This window comes from Shimia sp. (genome assembly GCF_041624275.1).
GTDB lineage: Bacteria > Pseudomonadota > Alphaproteobacteria > Rhodobacterales > Rhodobacteraceae > Shimia.
Map to the genome: position 1 here is coordinate 40049 of NZ_JBFJVE010000001.1, position 15683 is coordinate 55731.

The window sequence follows — 15683 nt, forward strand, 5'->3', positions numbered from 1 at the left end:
CGGCTAAATCCTGCAAATGTGAAGGGAATTCCGAAGAAAGAGCTTGAAGACCGGCCCAGATAGACCAAACTTTATAAGTATGAGGCCATGGTTGTGAGGGGTCTCGCATCCCGCCAACCCAGAACCAGAAGGAGCACCGGAGCAGTGCCTTCATTCTCGACCACCCTGGAGCAGGCCATTCATGCGGCGCTGGCGCAGGCCAATGCGCGCCGCCACGAATTCGCCACGCTCGAACACCTGCTTCTGGCATTGCTGGAAGAACCCGATGCGGTGCGCGTGATGCGCGCCTGCAGCGTCGACCTTGACGAGCTGCGCAGCACGCTGGTCGAGTTCATCGACGACGACCTGTCCAACCTCGTGACCGACATCGAGGGCTCGGAGGCGGTGCCGACCGCCGCCTTCCAGCGCGTCATTCAGCGCGCCGCGATCCACGTGCAGTCTTCGGGCCGCACCGAGGTCACCGGCGCCAATGTGCTGGTGGCGATCTTTGCCGAACGCGAATCCAACGCCGCCTATTTCCTGCAGGAGCAGGACATGACCCGCTATGACGCGGTCAATTACATCGCCCATGGCGTGGCCAAGGATCCGGCCTTCGGCGAAAGCCGGCCGATCACCGGCGCCGAGGAAGAAGAAAGCCAGACCGTCGACGCCACCGAGGGCGACAAGAAGGAAAGCGCGCTGGCGAAATACTGCGTCGATCTCAACGCCAAGGCCCGCAAGGGCGACGTCGATCCGCTGATCGGGCGCGGCGAAGAGGTCGAGCGCTGTATCCAGGTGCTGTGCCGCCGCCGCAAGAACAACCCGCTTCTGGTCGGTGACCCCGGGGTCGGCAAGACCGCCATCGCCGAGGGGCTGGCGCATCAGATCGTCTCGGGCGAGACCCCCGAGGTGCTGTCCAAGACCACGATCTATTCGCTCGACATGGGGGCGCTGCTTGCCGGCACCCGCTATCGCGGCGATTTCGAGGAACGGCTGAAGGCGGTGGTCTCTGAACTCGAGGAACACCCCGACGCGGTGCTGTTCATCGACGAGATTCACACCGTGATCGGCGCCGGCGCCACCTCGGGCGGCGCGATGGATGCCTCGAACCTGCTGAAGCCGGCCCTGCAGGGCGGCAAGCTGCGCTGCATGGGATCGACCACCTACAAGGAGTTCCGCCAGCATTTCGAAAAGGACCGCGCCCTCAGCCGCCGGTTCCAGAAGATCGACATCTCAGAGCCATCGGTCGAGGACACGATCAAGATCCTCAAGGGGTTGAAACCCTATTTCGAAGAGCATCACAGCGTCAAATACACCGCCGAGGCGATCAAGACCGCCGTCGAGCTGTCGGCGCGCTACATGAATGACCGCAAGCTGCCCGACAAGGCGATCGACGTCATCGACGAGGCCGGCGCGGCGCAGCATCTGGTAACGGCTTCCAAGCGCCGCAAGACCATCGGCGTCAAGGAGATCGAAGCCGTGGTCGCCAAGATCGCCCGCATCCCGCCCAAGAACGTGTCGAAGGACGATGCCGAGGTTCTGAAAGATCTCGAGCGGTCGCTGAAACGCGTCGTCTTCGGCCAGGATCCGGCCATCGAGGCCCTGTCGAGCGCCATCAAACTGGCGCGCGCCGGGCTGCGCGAGCCCGAGAAACCGATCGGCAACTATCTTTTCGCCGGGCCGACCGGGGTCGGCAAGACCGAGGTCGCCAAACAGCTTGCCGACACGCTGGGCGTGGAACTGCTGCGCTTCGACATGTCGGAATACATGGAGAAACACGCGGTCAGCCGCCTGATCGGCGCCCCGCCGGGCTATGTCGGCTTCGACCAGGGCGGGCAGCTGACCGACGGGGTCGACCAGCATCCGCATTGCGTGCTGCTGCTCGACGAGATCGAAAAGGCGCATCCGGATGTCTACAACATCCTGTTGCAGGTGATGGATCACGGCTCGCTGACCGATCACAACGGGCGCACCGTGGATTTCCGCAACGTGATCCTGATCATGACCTCGAATGCCGGCGCCATGGAACAGGCCAAATCGGCGATCGGCTTCGGCCGTGACCGCCGCGAGGGCGAAGACACCGCCGCCATCGAGCGCACCTTCACGCCGGAATTCCGCAACCGGCTGGATGCGGTGATTTCCTTCGCGCCGCTGTCCAAGAAGGTCATCATGCGCGTGGTCGAGAAGTTCGTGCTGCAACTCGAGGCGCAGCTGATGGATCGCAATGTGACCATCGAGCTGACCCCCAAGGCCGCCGAATGGCTGGGCGAGCGCGGTTACGACGACAAGATGGGCGCCCGCCCTCTGGCCCGCGTGATCCAGGAGCATATCAAGAAACCGCTCGCCGAGGAGCTGCTGTTCGGCAAGCTCGCCAAGGGCGGTGTGGTCAAGGTGACGGTGAAGGGCGACGCGCTGAAGCTCGAGCTCAGCGGCCCCGACAAGCCGCGCATCACCGGCAACAAGCCACCGCTGCTCACCGCGGAATGATCGCCCGCGCGATCCTGACGATTTATGCGCTCGCAGCTTTCCCGGCTGCGGGCGCACCCGTTTTGGACCAGCCCGTCGACTGCGTTTTGGGCGAGACCTGCTATATCCAGAACTACGTCGACAACGACCCCTCGCTTGCCGCCGCCGATTTCGCCTGTGGCGGGCTGACCTATGACGGCCACAAGGGGACCGATTTCGCCCTGCCCACCCTGCGCGACATGCAGCGCGGCGTCGCCGTGCGCGCCGCCGCCGCAGGCGTGGTGGCCGCCAGCCGCGACGGCATGGCCGACCTCGGCTATTCCCAAGACACCGCCGAGACGGTGCGCGGGCGCGAATGCGGCAATGGGCTTGCCATCGACCACGGCGACGGCTGGGTCACCCAGTACTGCCACATGAAACGCGGCACGGTTGCCGTTTCGCCGGGGCAGCGAGTGCTCGCCGGGCAGGTGCTGGGGCAGGTCGGCCTCAGCGGCAAGACCGAATTCCCGCATCTGCACATGTCGCTGCGCCACAACGGGGTGGTGGTCGACCCTTTCGCGCCCTCGGGGCCGGACCAAAGCTGCCGGGGCGACGCGGGCGGTGCGCTTTGGCGCAGCCCGCCGGGCTACACGGCCGGGGGGCTGGTGCGGCTCGGCTTCGAGACCGGCGTGCCGTCATTCGCGGCGGTGAAGTCCGGCGCCGCAGGCCGCCAGAGCCTGTCGGCGGACGCCCCGGCGCTGGTGCTCTTCGCGCAGGGTTTCGGCAGCCGCGCCGGTGACAGGGTCACGCTCCGCATCACCGGCCCCGAGGGGTTCAGCTTTGATCACGACGCCACGCTGAGCCGGACTCAGGCGCTGTATTTCCGCGCCGCCGGAAAGAAACGCCCCGCCGGCGGCTGGCCGACCGGGGCCTATCTGGGTCAGGTGACCCTGATGCGCGACGGCGCCGCCTATGATCACGCCAGCCTGACACTGGTGGTCGAATAAACCGGGTCTTCGCAGCGGCGGGTCAGCGTTCGGTCAGCTTGATCTCGATACGCCGGTTGCGGGCCCGGGCCTCGGCGGTATCGGCCGGATCCAGAGGCTGGAACTCGCCGAAACCGTTGGCCGACAGGCGCCCCGGCGGAATGTCGAGAACCTCGGACATATAGCGCACGACCGACAGCGCCCGCCCCTGGCTCAGCTCCCAGTTGTCGGCGTATTTGCCGGCGCTGAAAAACGCCTGATCGTCGGTGTGACCGTCGACCCGGATGATCCAGTCGATGCCGGGCGGAATATCCTTGGCCACCCGCTGCAATATCGCCGCGACCTTGGCGATCTCGCCCTCGCCCTCGGGCGACAGGGTGGCGCTGCCGATGTCGAACAGCACCTCGGAGGAGAAGACAAAGCGGTCGCCGACGATGCGCACCCCTTCCTGATCGGCAAGCACGTCGCGCAGACGCCCGAAGAATTCGGAGCGGAATTTCTCGAGATCCTTGGCCTCGGCCTTTAGGCGCAGCCTTTCGGCCTCGAGCCGCTTGCGTTCGGCCTCTTCCAGCTCGCGCCGCCGGCGTTCCTCGGCCGCGGCGCGCGCCAGCGCCGTGTTGAGATCGCTGCCAAGGGTCTGCAACCGCACCTGGGCCGCCGCGTCCCGTGCCTTGGAATCGTCAAGCAGCGCCTGCAGGCTCGACAGCTGGCTGCGCAGTGCCGCGACCTGCTGATTCAGCAGTGCAACCTCGCGCTGGCTTTCGGCGAAACGCGCCTCTTCTTCGGCCAGTGCCCGATTGGCGGTGGCCAAGAGAGCCTCGCGTTCTTCGGCGGCGGTCATGCTTTCGTCCCGCCCCTGCTCGGCCGCCAGCTTGGCGGCCAGCGCCGCCGCAAGCTGTCTGCGCACCGCCTCGGCGTCACCGGCTTCGGTCTCGGCCGCCAGCCGCGCCGCGATCGCCGCGGCAAGCTGCGCGCGGGTGGCCTCGAGATCGGCCGAAAGGGTGCTTTCCCGCTTTTGCTGCGTGCCCTGCTCGGCCCGGGCCGCGTCCAGCGCCGCCTGCAAGGCCACCAGCTCCGCCAGCTTGCGCGCCAGTTCGTCGCGGGCTGCCGTCAGTTCATCTTCTTTCGCCTCCAGCCGCCCCAGAGCTGTCTCCAGCGCAGCCTCGCTCGCCTGCGCCTCGGCGTTTCGCTGCTGCGCGGCCTGCCGCTGGGTCTCGAGCGCCAGAAGGGTCTCGGCCAGATCCAGCTCGACCGCCTCTCCGGCCAGCAGCGCCGCCGCCAGTTTCTCGGTCAGATCATCCCGCGCCGCCTCGGCAGCCGCCAGCATGGTCAACGTCTCTTCGGCCCGCCGCCGCTGTTCTTCGAGCGCCAGTGTCATCGCCGTCAGCTCGGTATCGGCGTCCTGCAATTTCTTTCGCAGGGCTTCGGCGGCGGCGGCTTCGGCCAGCCGCGCCACCTCTTCGTCGCTGAGCGCGGTCTCGAGTTCGCTCACCCGCGCGGTCAGAATCGCATTGGCGGCCTGACGCTCTGCGTTCTGACGGTTGAGGTCGGCGATCAGCGCCTCGAGCGCCTCGCGCCGCGCCGCCGCCAGCCGCGCCGCCTCGGTCTGGGCATCGATCTCGTTCCGGGCCGTGGCCAGCGCCAGGTTCAGCGCCTGCTGCTCGCTCAGCAGCTGATCGCGCACGTCTTCAAGCTCGGCGATCGTGCCCAATGCGGTGCTGCGCTCTGCCAGCAGGGCCGCGACCTGGGCCTCGAAACTGCTGATCCGGGTCCGGGCCTCGGCCAGGTCCCCCTCGCGCGCGGCGAGGCTGGCATTGAGGCTGGCGATCAGGCTTGCCTGACGCTCGGCATCGGCGCGTTCGTCGGCCAGGGTGGCCCGCAGGGCGCCCGTTTGGCTGGTCAGCTCGGCGCTGCGCTCGCGTTCGAGCCCCAGCGCCTGAGCCAGCGCCGCGACCTCGGCCGACAGGGCATCGAGTTCGCTTTCCTGGCCGGATATGGTCTCGCGCAGAACGAACTGCACCACCATGAAGATGGTCAGCACGAACATCAGCACCAGCAGCAGACCGGTCATCGCATCGACGAAACCCGGCCAGATGGAAGCCTGAAACCGCTGTCCTGTACGCCGCGACAGGGCCATGAATCAGCCCCCCTCGCCGCCCGCGTCGGGATTGCGCGGATGCGCCACCACCCGCGCGACCGGCTCTTTGACCTGGCGCGTGCCACGGGTCGCCTGTCGCAGCAGCTTGGTCACCGCCGCGATGTCGGTGCGCAGCTCGGCCATGCTTTCCTGACGGCCTGCGGAAATCTCTTCGAGAATGCGCAGCATCTGGACGTCGATCGAGCGCAGCCGCATGCGGCTTTCGGCGTCGATGCCGCCGTCGTTCTCACCCTGCACCTCGAGCGTGTGGATCAGGCGTTCCTGACCTTCGGCGACCCGCAACAGCGCCTGCGTCGTCGGCGCCTGGGTCTCCATCCGGTCGGCCATGCGGTCAATCGCGCTGGCCAGGTTGCCCAGTTTCTCGTCGACCATCGAGCGGCTGATGTCGGTCTGGGTGAACATCATCTGAAGCGCTTCCATCTGCTGGCCCATGTGGTCCAGAAGATTGGCGATGGCGGTCTGTTCGAGGCTGCCATCGCCGTCGCCGCTGGAAAAGCTGACCCGCGTGATCGTGCTCAGCCATTCCTCGAGTTCGCGGTAAAATCGGTTCTGGCCATGACCGGCGAACAGTTCCAGCAGCCCGACGATCAGCGAGCCGGCGAGCCCCAGCAGCGACGAGGCAAAGGCGATGCCCATGCCGCCAAGCTGCGCCTCGAGGCCGGTCATCAGCCGCGAGAACACCTCGACCCCGCCCTCGCCTTCCTGCGGGGCGAGGCTGCGGATGGTGTCGACCACGGCCGGCACGGTGGTGGCCAGACCGTAGAACGTGCCGAGAAGGCCGAGAAAGATCAGCAGGTTGACGATATAGCGCGTGATCTCGCGCCCTTCGTCGATACGGGTGGCGACCGAATCCAGGATCGACCGGGTCGAGGCGGTGCCGATCTGGCTGCGCGCGCCGCGCGCGCCCAAAAGGGCCGCCAGCGGCGCCAGCAGCGACGGCGCGCTGGCGACATCGCCGCCTTCGCGTTCGGCGGTGAAGTTCTCGATCCAGCGGACGCTGGAAATCAGCGACAGCACCTGCCCGAAACAGGCCATGACACCGATCAGGAAGACGAAGGCGATGAACCCGTTGAGATAGGGGTTGGCCTCGAACACGGGCAAGACGTTGGGCAGGGCGACATAGACCAGCAGCCCGGTCAGGCCCAACGCCACCAGCATCATGATGATCTGGCGGAAAGGATGAGAGAAATGCGGCTCGACTTCGCGGTCCGGCTGCTCCATCTGGACAGCTCCTGACACATTGTTTTTTCTGTCGTCACCCTACTCAGTCGGGTGCCACCTGCCAAGGTTTTATGACGACCGCGGCCGTTTTCACCGCTTTGGGCCAACCATAGCCCGGCGCAGGCCTTGAAAACCCGCTCAGCCGGCGGTCAGCCCCCGGACCCGCGCCGACAGCCAGTCGAGATCCGCATCCTCGATGCCCAATTCGCCGAGATGGGCAGCGGTGTTGTGCAGATACTCGGTATTGGGCCCGCGCCCGCCGACGGCGGTGGCGATGATCCGGGCCTGTTCCTCAAGCTCGAGATGGCAATACTGCACGTGATGCGGGTCGATGACATAGGTCAGCGCCTCGACCCGGCGCCCGTCCGCCAGTTCGACGTGCAGCCGCCTTTCCAGATAGGCCGAGGAGATCAGCTCGCGCTCGCGCAGGTCGGCAAGGGTCTGTTCTTCGTGCCCTTCCTCGACCAGCAGCGCCAGCCCCTGGCAATGGGCGCCCTCTTCGGCGTCCAGCGCCAGCACCAGGCCCGGCCGTTCTTCGGTGCCGCGGTGATGGATCGAGCGCATGCAGAAACTGCGGTGCCAGCCCGGCAGGGTCGCCACCGCCTTTTCGCGATAGGCAAAGCCCGGGTTCCACAAAAGCGAACCATATCCGAATACCCACATCGTCAACTCTCTGGCCCTCGTCCTTTTGCGCGGTTAAACACCAATCGCGCCACCGGGAAAAGGGCCTGAAGATGAAACGTCTGCTAAGTGTGATCCTGATCGCCGCGCTGGGATGGTCCGGCTATTGGTTCGTCGGTGCCAAGGCGGCAAGGAACGGTTTTGAGCAGTGGTTCGACGCCCGCCAGTCCGAAGGCTGGCTGGCCGAGCAATCGGAGATTTCGGTGGCCGGTTTTCCCAACCGTTTCGACACCACCTTCGACGACATCGCACTTGCCGATCCCGAGACCGGCGTGGCCTGGTCGGCGCCCTTCTTCCAGCTGCTTTCGCTCAGCTACCGGCCCAACCACCTGATCGCGATCTGGCCCGACCGGCAGCAACTGGCCTTTCCCGATCAGAAGATCGCCATCTCGAGCGAGGACATGAAGGCCTCGGTGGTGCTGGGCGCCGATCCTTCGCTGCCGCTCGAGCGCAGCAATCTCGCCGTGGCGGCGCTTGGCCTGCGCTCGGATGCCGGCTGGGCGGTGGCGGCGGACAGCCTGCAACTGGCGCTGCACCGGGCCCCCGAGACCGCCCACAGCTATCGGTTCGCGCTGAGCGCGGTCGGCTTTGCGCCGTCGACCGCGACGCCGCTGTCAAACGGCCATCCGCTGCCGCACCGTTTCAAGACCATCGAGGCCGATCTGGTCGCCGGGTTCGACCGCGCCTGGGACCGGCGGGCGCTGGAAGAGGCGCGCCCGCAGCCCGAATGGATCGAGATCAGAAAGGCCGAGATCGTCTGGGGCGATCTCGAACTGCATGCGGCGGGCCGGGTCACGGTGTCGCCCGCAGGCTACCCGGTCGGAGAGATCACCCTGCGGGCCACCAACTGGCGCGAGATCGTCGCCATCGCGCGGGGCTCGGGCCAGATCCCGCCCGGGGTGCTCGACGCCATCGTCGGCGGGCTGGAACTGCTGTCGGGTCTGGCCGGCAATCCGCAACGGCTGGATATTCCCTTGAACTTCAGGAACGGCGCCACCCGGATCGGCCCGGTCGCCATCGCCCCGGCACCGCGCCTGGTGCTGCGCTGACTAGCGACAATAGGCGCCGCCGCGATGGCGGGCGATATCAAAGTGGAAATGGTCCTTGTGGTAGCGATCGGACTCGGGGCCCAGCACCGTGCCGAAAGTGCCGCAGGCGCTTTTGTGCATGTTCTTCAGGATCCGCCCCTTGGTGCCCTGCCCCCAGTCGTCGCGCACGCTGATCGTGGCGCCACTCTTGAGACGGAAGGCGGAAATGTCGATCGCCCGGCCCTTGCCATGTTCCGAAACCCGCGCGCCGGGGCGCGAATTGCGGGTCCGGCAGGCATAGCCGGCGGCGACCTTAACTTCACCGACACCGTTGCCATAGCCGCCCACCGACGGGGCCATGCCGGTTTCGATCCAGGTTTTCAGGGCCCGCGCGGTGTCGCATTCCATCAGCGCCGGCCGGCTCAGGCGCACATCGCCCACCGCATGAAGCCGCACCGCGCCCTGGCGAATGCCGCAACCGTCGCGCTGCGCCGGCACCGGGCCCACGTTCTGGCCGCGCAGGCTGCGGTCGCCGCAGATCGCGCCGATGGGGCCCGCCCTGTCCGACCGGGCTGGGGCCCGTGCAGCGTTGCTGCGGCGCGCGGCGGCCTGCTCGACCCTTTGCGGGCGGCGCATCGGCCGCAGCGAACGCGCCGGCGCGAAACTGGGCAATGCCACGGGAAAGACGTCTTCGCGCGCCACCGGGCGCAGCGATGCGGCCGGCGCATCGGCCAGCGCGGCGGGGCCGGCCAGCGCCAGAAGCAAGGCCGCCAACAGCCCCGCCCGGCGCCTCACGGTGCCTTGGCGCCGCGTCCGAAATCCGGCGCGTCGGTGTCCTGGCCGGCCTCGATGATGCCGCGCCGGATGGCCCGGGTATGGGTGAAATAGTCGAACAGGTGATCGCCGTCGCCGGTGCGGATCGCCCGTTGCAGGGCGAAAAGCTCTTCGGTGAACCGGCCGAGGATTTCCAGCGTCGCATCCTTGTTGTTGAGGAAGACGTCGCGCCACATGGTCGGATCCGAAGCCGCGATACGGGTGAAGTCGCGGAAACCGGCGGCCGAATACTTGATCACCTCGCTGTCGGTCACGCGGCGCAGGTCGTCGGCGACGCCGACCATCGTATAGGCGATCAGGTGCGGTGCGTGGCTGGTCACCGCCAGCACCAGATCGTGGTGGTCGGCGTCCATTTCCTCGACATTGGCGCCCATCCCCTCCCACAGCCGGCGCAGGCGCAGCACTGCCTCGGGGTCGCTGCCCTCGGTCGGCACCAGCAGGCAGAAGCGGTTGTCGTACAATTCGGCAAAGCCGCTTTCGGGACCGGAATGCTCGGTCCCGGCCAGCGGGTGGCCGGGGATGAATTCGACGTTCTCGGGCAGATGCGGTGCCACCGCCTCGATCACCGCGCGCTTGACCGATCCGACATCGGTGACCGTGGCGCCGGGTTTCAGAACCGGCGCGATGTCCTGCGCCACCTGCCCCATGGCGCCAACCGGCACGCAGAGCACCACCAGGTCGGCGTCTTGCACGGCCTCGACGACGCTGTCGCAGACCCGGTCGCAAAGGCCGATCCGGCGCGCGGTGTCGCGGGTTTGCGCGCTGCGCGCATAGCCGGTGACTTCCGCCGCCAGCCCGCCGCGTTTCATGGCCCAGAACATCGAAGACGCGATCAGGCCGAGCCCGATCAGCGCCACGCGGTCATAGATCGGACGGCTCATGTCGCGCCCCCCTTGAACTGGGCCACGGCATGGGCCACCCGGCGGCAGCTGGATTCATCGCCGATCGTGATGCGCAGGCAATGCGGCAGGCCATAGCCCGCCACCCGGCGCACGATCAGCCCCTGGCTTTTGAGATAGTCGTCACAGGCTTCGGCCTCGGCCCGGTTCGCGAAACGGGCAAGGATGAAGTTGGCGAAGGATGTATCCGAACGCACGCCGATCTCGGCCAGCGCCTCGGAGAGCCAGCTGCGCATGCGGGCATTGTCCTCGCGGCATTTGGCGATGAAGTCCTGATCGCGCATCGCCGCCTCGGCCACGCTCAGCTGCACCGTCGACAGGTTGAAGGGCTGGCGCAGGCGGTTCAGCACATCGATGATCTCCTGCGGGCCATAGCCCCAGCCGATGCGCAGGCCGCCAAGCCCGTAGATCTTGGAAAAGGTGCGCGTCATCACCACGTTGCTGCGGGTCTCGGTCAGCGCCGCGCCGCCGTCAAAGTCCTCGACGAACTCGGCATAGGCCCCGTCAAGCACCAGCAGCACGCCCTCGGGCAGATTGTCGGCCAGCCGCGCGAGCTCGTCCGCGCCCAGCATGGTGCCGGTGGGGTTGCCGGGGTTGGCGATAAAGACGATCCGGGTCTTCTTGGTGCAGGCGGCGAGGATCGCGTCGACATCGACCACCCGCTCGGCCTCGGCCACCTTGACCGGCGTCGCCCCGGCGGCCCGCGCCAGGATCGGATACATCGAGAACCCGTGCTCGGTATAGATCACCTCGTCGCGCGGACCGGCATAGCCCTGGGCGATGAATTGCAGGATCTCGTCCGAGCCGGCGCCGCAGATGATCCGCGCCGGGTCCAGACCGTGCACCTCGCCGATCAGCGCCCGCAGCTCGGCATGATCGGTCGACGGGTAACGATGCAGATTGTGCCCGGACTTGGCATGCGCGGCCTTGGCGGCATCCGAACAGCCATAGGGGTTTTCGTTGGACGACAGCTTGACGACGTCCGACACCCCTTCCACCGTGGCCTTGCCGCCCACGTAGAGCTCGATGTCCATAATACCGGGTTGCGGTTTGATACCAGCCATACCTGAAAACTCCTGCTTCGAGACGGGTTCTATCCGTGGCGTCCGGGCTTGGAAAGCTCGGAAATGGCCTGATGTTCAACCTGCGCTTTTGCGGTCACGCACCGGGCGCCCACCGGGCACGGGCCGGGCCGCCAGCCCGGCACGCGGCGGACATGGCATGGCGAAACGCAAAAAGCCGCCCGTTGGCGGGCGGCTTTTCCTGGCCATGCTGTCGACCGGCACCGAACCGGCCGGGCAGGCTTAGTTCTTGGCGTAGAATTCGACCACGAGGTTCGGTTCCATGACCACCGGATAGGGCACGTCCGACAGGCCGGGGGTGCGCACGAAGGTGGCGGTCATTTTCGAGTGGTCGGCGTCGATATAGTCGGGCACGTCACGCTCGGGCAGTTGCACGGCTTCGAGCAGCACGGCCATCTGCTTGGACTTGTCGCGAACCTCGATCACGTCGCCTTCCTTGACGCGGTAGGACGGGATGTTGACGCGCTTGCCGTTGACCTTCACGTGGCCGTGGTTGACGAACTGGCGGGCGGCAAAGACGGTCGGCACGAACTTGGCGCGGTAGACGACGGCGTCGAGGCGGCTTTCCAGCAGGCCGATCAGGTTTTCACCGGTGTCGCCCTTGACGCGCTCGGCTTCGCCGTAGATGCGGCGGAACTGTTTCTCGGTCAGGTCGCCGTAGTAGCCTTTCAGCTTCTGCTTGGCGCGCAGCTGCAGACCGAAGTCCGACAGTTTGCCCTTGCGGCGCTGACCGTGCTGGCCGGGGCCGTATTCACGACGGTTGACGGGGGATTTGGGGCGACCCCAGATGTTTTCGCCCATGCGGCGATCGATTTTGTACTTGGCAGCAGTGCGTTTGGTCACGGCTGATCTCCTTCAGTTGTGGTGCTTCGCGGCTTGGTCCGAAAACCGGTTCCCACTTTCCGGGCCGCAATCGCAGGTTCGAAGGGCGTTGTCCTCTTGCCGGATTTGGCCGACATGACAGGCATCCCCTCGCGGGGGCCACCAACACCAATGAAGGGGCGCATATACAGGAGTCTGCGGGGGTGTCAAGCGCTGGCGTGCCCCCCCGGCGCGGATAGGCGCGTGTGTGGGGGGGGCGCCATCGGGCGGCGCTCAGGCGGCCTCGTGCATCAGGATCGCCGCTTCGCTGGCGCTGAGGTTGCGCCGGGCATGGGCGCCATAGCTTTCGGGGTCGGCATCCAGTCCGGGCATCGCGCGCATCAGGCGGTCGTGATCGCGCTGCTCCAGCGTCGACAGCGCCGCACTGGCCGGGTGGAAGCTTTCGGTTTCGACACCGTTGGCCCAGAGGATCTGATGGCGCGGCAGCATCAGGTGGATATAGGTCACCTCGCGCAGGCTGTAATCGACCGCCACCCCGGCATTGTCGATCAACTCGCGCGCCGCGACCAAGACTTCGGAGGTGTTGAACAGTGCCCGCGCCGCATGGCCGCGCACCAGCATCCGGTGCCCCGGCGACACCACGAGTTCGCGTTCGGGGCGCGCGATGCCGAAAGCACCGGCGCGTATGCGCACCGGGCGCAGCCTTGGCATCGCGAACAGACGGGCCCCCGACATGTGTCGGCGCCCGATCCAGCAGATCTCTTCGGCGCCGTTGTCCTTGGTCTGCACCCTGTCGCCTTCGCGCAGATCCTCGATCCGGCGCGGGCCCTGGGGGGTGAGAATCTCGGTTCCCGGGGTGAAACAGATGACCCCGCCCCGGCCCGGCTCGCGGGTCTTCAGGACCGCGCCCATGCTGTGATGCACCACCCACAGATCCTGATTCTGCGGCGGCATCTCGTCGAGGAACATCAGCAGCGGCCGGCTGCCCGCGACCTCGATCACGGTGACCGAATAGCTCTGCGCGCCATTGGTGACCACGAAGCCGCCGTCCATCAGCGGTTCTTCGATTTCGATCTCTTCGGGCTTGCGACCCGTGTCGATGGCCGCGCCGACCAGCCGGCGCACCATGCGCGCCGCCCGTTTGCGGATATTGGCCTCGCCTTCCGCCTGATCCAGACTCAACAGGTCCGACGGGCCGTCCACACGCACCGCGTCGCCACGCCAGGACCACACCACGCCGGTTTCCAGCGCCTCTGTCGGTGCGGCCGCGACACCCTCTATCTCTGTCTGCGACCAAGAGATGACGAACGTGCCTCGAAAGCCCGTTTTCATTGCCCGGTTACCTGCCAATTGTTCTTATTGCCGATCAGGATACCAGAGGTGATTCGCTGTGAAAAGAGTCCCGTGAAGGAAATGTGACGGGAACCGGGGGCGGCAGCGCGCCGCCCCCGGCAGTCAGGTCTTGAACACGCGGTAGATCGCCGGGATCACCAGCACCGTGAGCAGGGTCGAGCTGAGCAGGCCGAACAGCAGCGAGATCGCCAGCCCCTGGAAGATCGGATCGAACAGGATCACCCCGGCGCCGATCATCGCCGCCACCGCCGTCAGCAGGATCGGCTTGAAGCGGATCGCCCCGGCGTCGATCAGGATTTCCAGCTCGGTCTTTCCGGCCCGGTCGGCATGGCGGATGAAATCGACCAGCAGGATCGAGTTGCGCACGATGATCCCGGCCAGGGCGATGAAACCGATCATCGAGGGCGCCGAAAATGGCGCCCCCAGCCACCAGTGGCCCAGCATGATGCCAAGAAAGGTCAGCGGCACCGGGGTCAGCACCACCAGCGGCAGGCGGAACGAGCCGAACTGCGCCACCACCAGGATGTAGATCCCCAAGAGCGCCACCGCAAAGGCCGCCCCCATGTCGCGGAAGGTGATCGCCGTGACCTCCCATTCGCCGTCCCACAGCAACGTGGGATGCGACTCATCTGCCGGCTGGCCCATCAGCTTGATCTGCGGCTTCTGCCCTTGGCTCCAGTCCATCCGGTCCAGCGCATCGGCGACCGCGATCATGCCGTAGAGCGGGCTTTCGTAGCTGCCGGCCAGTTCGGCCATGACCATCTCGGCGGCGCGGCCGTTGTGGCGGAAGATCGGGAAGGAGGCGCGGCTTTCGACGATCTCGACCACGTCGCCCAGTTCGACCACCCCGCGCGCGCCGGGCAGCACGTTGGCCGGCACCGGGGTCGACAGAAAGCGTTCGTCGACCACCCTGCCCGCCTTGTCACGCTCGACCCGGATCGGGATCGGGTAGCGGCCCTCGCCGCGATGCGAATAGCCGACCACCGAACCGTGGTTGAGCAGGGCAAGGGTCGAGAACACATCCTCTTCCTGGACCCCGAAGAACTCGAGCTGATCGGGCAGGATGCGGGCCCCGAGCTTGCGCGGCTGAAGGCCGAAACTGTCGTCGACATCGACGATGAAAGCCACGCTTTCAAAGGCCTCGCGAATTTTGCGCGCCGTGGCGCGGCGACTTTCGCCATCGGGGCCGTAGACCTCGGCCAGCAGGGTCGAGATCACCGGCGGTCCGGGGGGCGGCTCGACGGTCTTGAGGCTGGTGCCCGGCGGCAGATCGAGCCCGGAAAGCCGGTCGCGGATGTCCAGCGCGATCTCGTGGCTGGTGCGCTCGCGGTGATGCTTGGCATCGAGATTGATCTGCACATCGCCCAGATGCGGCATTTCCCGCAGGTAATAGTGCCGCACCAGCCCGTTGAAGTTGAAAGGCGCCGCATCGCCGGCATGGGTCTGCACCGACAGCACCTCGGGCAGGTCCAGCACGCGGCGCGCCACCGCCTGAGCGACGGCATCGGTGTCCTCGACCGAGCTGCCCTCGGGCATGTCGATCACCACCGACAGTTCGGACTTGTTGTCGAATGGCAAAAGCTTGACCGTCACGTCCTTGGTGTAGAGCATCGACAGGGAACCGAAGGACAGGCCCGCCGCCAGCAGCAGGAACAGGCCCGACCGCGCCTTGGAGGCCAGAACCGGCGCGGCGACCGCCGCATAGGCCCGCCCGAGGGCGCCACCTGAATGGGCCCTATCGTCGGCGTGGTGGGGCGGCGCCTTGCCGCTGACCTTGACCATCAGCCAGGGGGTGATGATCACCGCGACGAAGAAGGAAAACACCATCGCCGCCGAGGCATTGACCGGGATCGGGCTCATATAGGGCCCCATGAGACCGGAAACGAAGAGCATCGGCAGCAGCGCCGCCACCACCGTCAGCGTGGCGACGATGGTCGGGTTGCCGACCTCGGCCACCGCATGAATGGCGCGGCTGACCCGGTCTCCCTTGCCGGGCATGCCCCAGTGGCGGGCGATGTTCTCGATCACCACGATGGCATCGTCGACAAGGATGCCGATCGAGAAGATCAGCGCGAAAAGCGACACCCGGTTCAGCGTGTAGCCAAGGATCCAGGCCGCGAACAGCGTCAGCAGGATGGTGACAGGGATCACGATGGCCACCACGATGCTCTCGCGCCAGCCGATGGCGATCAGCA

General features: G+C 66.6%; 12 protein-coding genes. 3 read left to right on the forward strand and 9 right to left on the reverse strand.

Annotated elements, in window-relative coordinates; translation table 11 throughout:
• Positions 1-144: 144 nt before the first annotated feature.
• Both clpA and ABZD10_RS00225 read left to right on the forward strand, forming a co-directional pair.
• Positions 145-2466: an ATP-dependent Clp protease ATP-binding subunit ClpA gene (gene clpA / locus ABZD10_RS00220; RefSeq protein WP_372884081.1), complete on the forward strand. Its 2322-nt coding sequence runs from the start codon at positions 145-147 to the stop codon at positions 2464-2466.
• A gap of 62 nt (positions 2467-2528) precedes the next feature.
• The gene (locus tag ABZD10_RS00225) at positions 2529-3431 is read left to right on the forward strand and encodes a M23 family metallopeptidase (RefSeq protein ID WP_372884082.1); all 903 of its coding nucleotides are present in this window, start codon (positions 2529-2531) and stop codon (positions 3429-3431) included.
• Between the two features lie 22 nt (positions 3432-3453).
• Here ABZD10_RS00225 and ABZD10_RS00230 read toward each other — a convergent pair whose 3' ends face one another.
• The 3 genes from ABZD10_RS00230 to ABZD10_RS00240 form a co-directional block, all read right to left on the reverse strand.
• Entirely contained in the window at positions 3454-5547 is a 2094-nt protein-coding gene (locus ABZD10_RS00230; RefSeq protein WP_372884083.1) for a peptidoglycan -binding protein, read from the reverse strand.
• A gap of 3 nt (positions 5548-5550) precedes the next feature.
• A complete protein-coding gene (locus ABZD10_RS00235; RefSeq protein ID WP_372884084.1) occupies positions 5551-6789 on the reverse strand; it encodes a biopolymer transporter ExbB in 1239 nt (412 codons plus the stop codon).
• Positions 6790-6927: 138 nt separating this feature from the next.
• Complete coding sequence (locus ABZD10_RS00240; RefSeq protein ID WP_372884085.1) at positions 6928-7458, reverse strand: gamma-glutamylcyclotransferase; 531 nt, start codon at positions 7456-7458, stop codon at positions 6928-6930.
• Positions 7459-7523: 65 nt separating this feature from the next.
• Between ABZD10_RS00240 and ABZD10_RS00245 the strand changes: the two genes are divergently transcribed.
• Positions 7524-8519: a DUF2125 domain-containing protein gene (locus tag ABZD10_RS00245; RefSeq protein ID WP_372884086.1), complete on the forward strand. Its 996-nt coding sequence runs from the start codon at positions 7524-7526 to the stop codon at positions 8517-8519.
• On the opposite strand, the gene ABZD10_RS00250 is transcribed toward ABZD10_RS00245, so the two are convergent.
• From ABZD10_RS00250 to ABZD10_RS00275, 6 genes are all read right to left on the reverse strand, one after another.
• Positions 8520-9272, reverse strand: a complete 753-nt coding sequence (locus ABZD10_RS00250) for an extensin family protein (RefSeq protein WP_372884087.1) — start codon at positions 9270-9272, stop codon at positions 8520-8522.
• Positions 9273-9289: 17 nt separating this feature from the next.
• Positions 9290-10213: a prephenate/arogenate dehydrogenase family protein gene (locus ABZD10_RS00255; protein WP_372884088.1), complete on the reverse strand. Its 924-nt coding sequence runs from the start codon at positions 10211-10213 to the stop codon at positions 9290-9292.
• On the reverse strand, positions 10210-11295 hold the full coding sequence (gene hisC / locus ABZD10_RS00260) for a histidinol-phosphate transaminase (protein WP_372884089.1): 1086 nt from the start codon (positions 11293-11295) through the stop codon (positions 10210-10212). The genes ABZD10_RS00255 and hisC overlap by 4 nt, the downstream gene beginning before the upstream one ends.
• A gap of 240 nt (positions 11296-11535) precedes the next feature.
• Positions 11536-12156, reverse strand: coding sequence for a 30S ribosomal protein S4 (gene rpsD, locus ABZD10_RS00265; protein ID WP_372884090.1), 621 nt, complete (start codon positions 12154-12156; stop codon positions 11536-11538).
• A 252-nt stretch (positions 12157-12408) separates the two neighbouring features.
• Positions 12409-13467: a Hint domain-containing protein gene (locus ABZD10_RS00270; protein ID WP_372884091.1), complete on the reverse strand. Its 1059-nt coding sequence runs from the start codon at positions 13465-13467 to the stop codon at positions 12409-12411.
• A gap of 123 nt (positions 13468-13590) precedes the next feature.
• Positions 13591-15683 (reverse strand): efflux RND transporter permease subunit (locus tag ABZD10_RS00275; RefSeq protein ID WP_372884092.1); only part of this gene is annotated, 2093 nt, incomplete at its 5' end.

Coding starts and splice junctions, on each gene's coding strand:
- ABZD10_RS00230 (WP_372884083.1), bottom strand. CDS start 5,547: ATGGCCCTGTCGCGGCGTACAGGACAGCGGTTTCAGGCTTCCATCTGG.
- ABZD10_RS00235 (WP_372884084.1), bottom strand. CDS start 6,789: ATGGAGCAGCCGGACCGCGAAGTCGAGCCGCATTTCTCTCATCCTTTC.
- ABZD10_RS00245 (WP_372884086.1), top strand. CDS start 7,524: ATGAAACGTCTGCTAAGTGTGATCCTGATCGCCGCGCTGGGATGGTCC.
- ABZD10_RS00255 (WP_372884088.1), bottom strand. CDS start 10,213: ATGAGCCGTCCGATCTATGACCGCGTGGCGCTGATCGGGCTCGGCCTG.
- hisC (WP_372884089.1), bottom strand. CDS start 11,295: ATGGCTGGTATCAAACCGCAACCCGGTATTATGGACATCGAGCTCTAC.
- ABZD10_RS00270 (WP_372884091.1), bottom strand. CDS start 13,467: ATGAAAACGGGCTTTCGAGGCACGTTCGTCATCTCTTGGTCGCAGACA.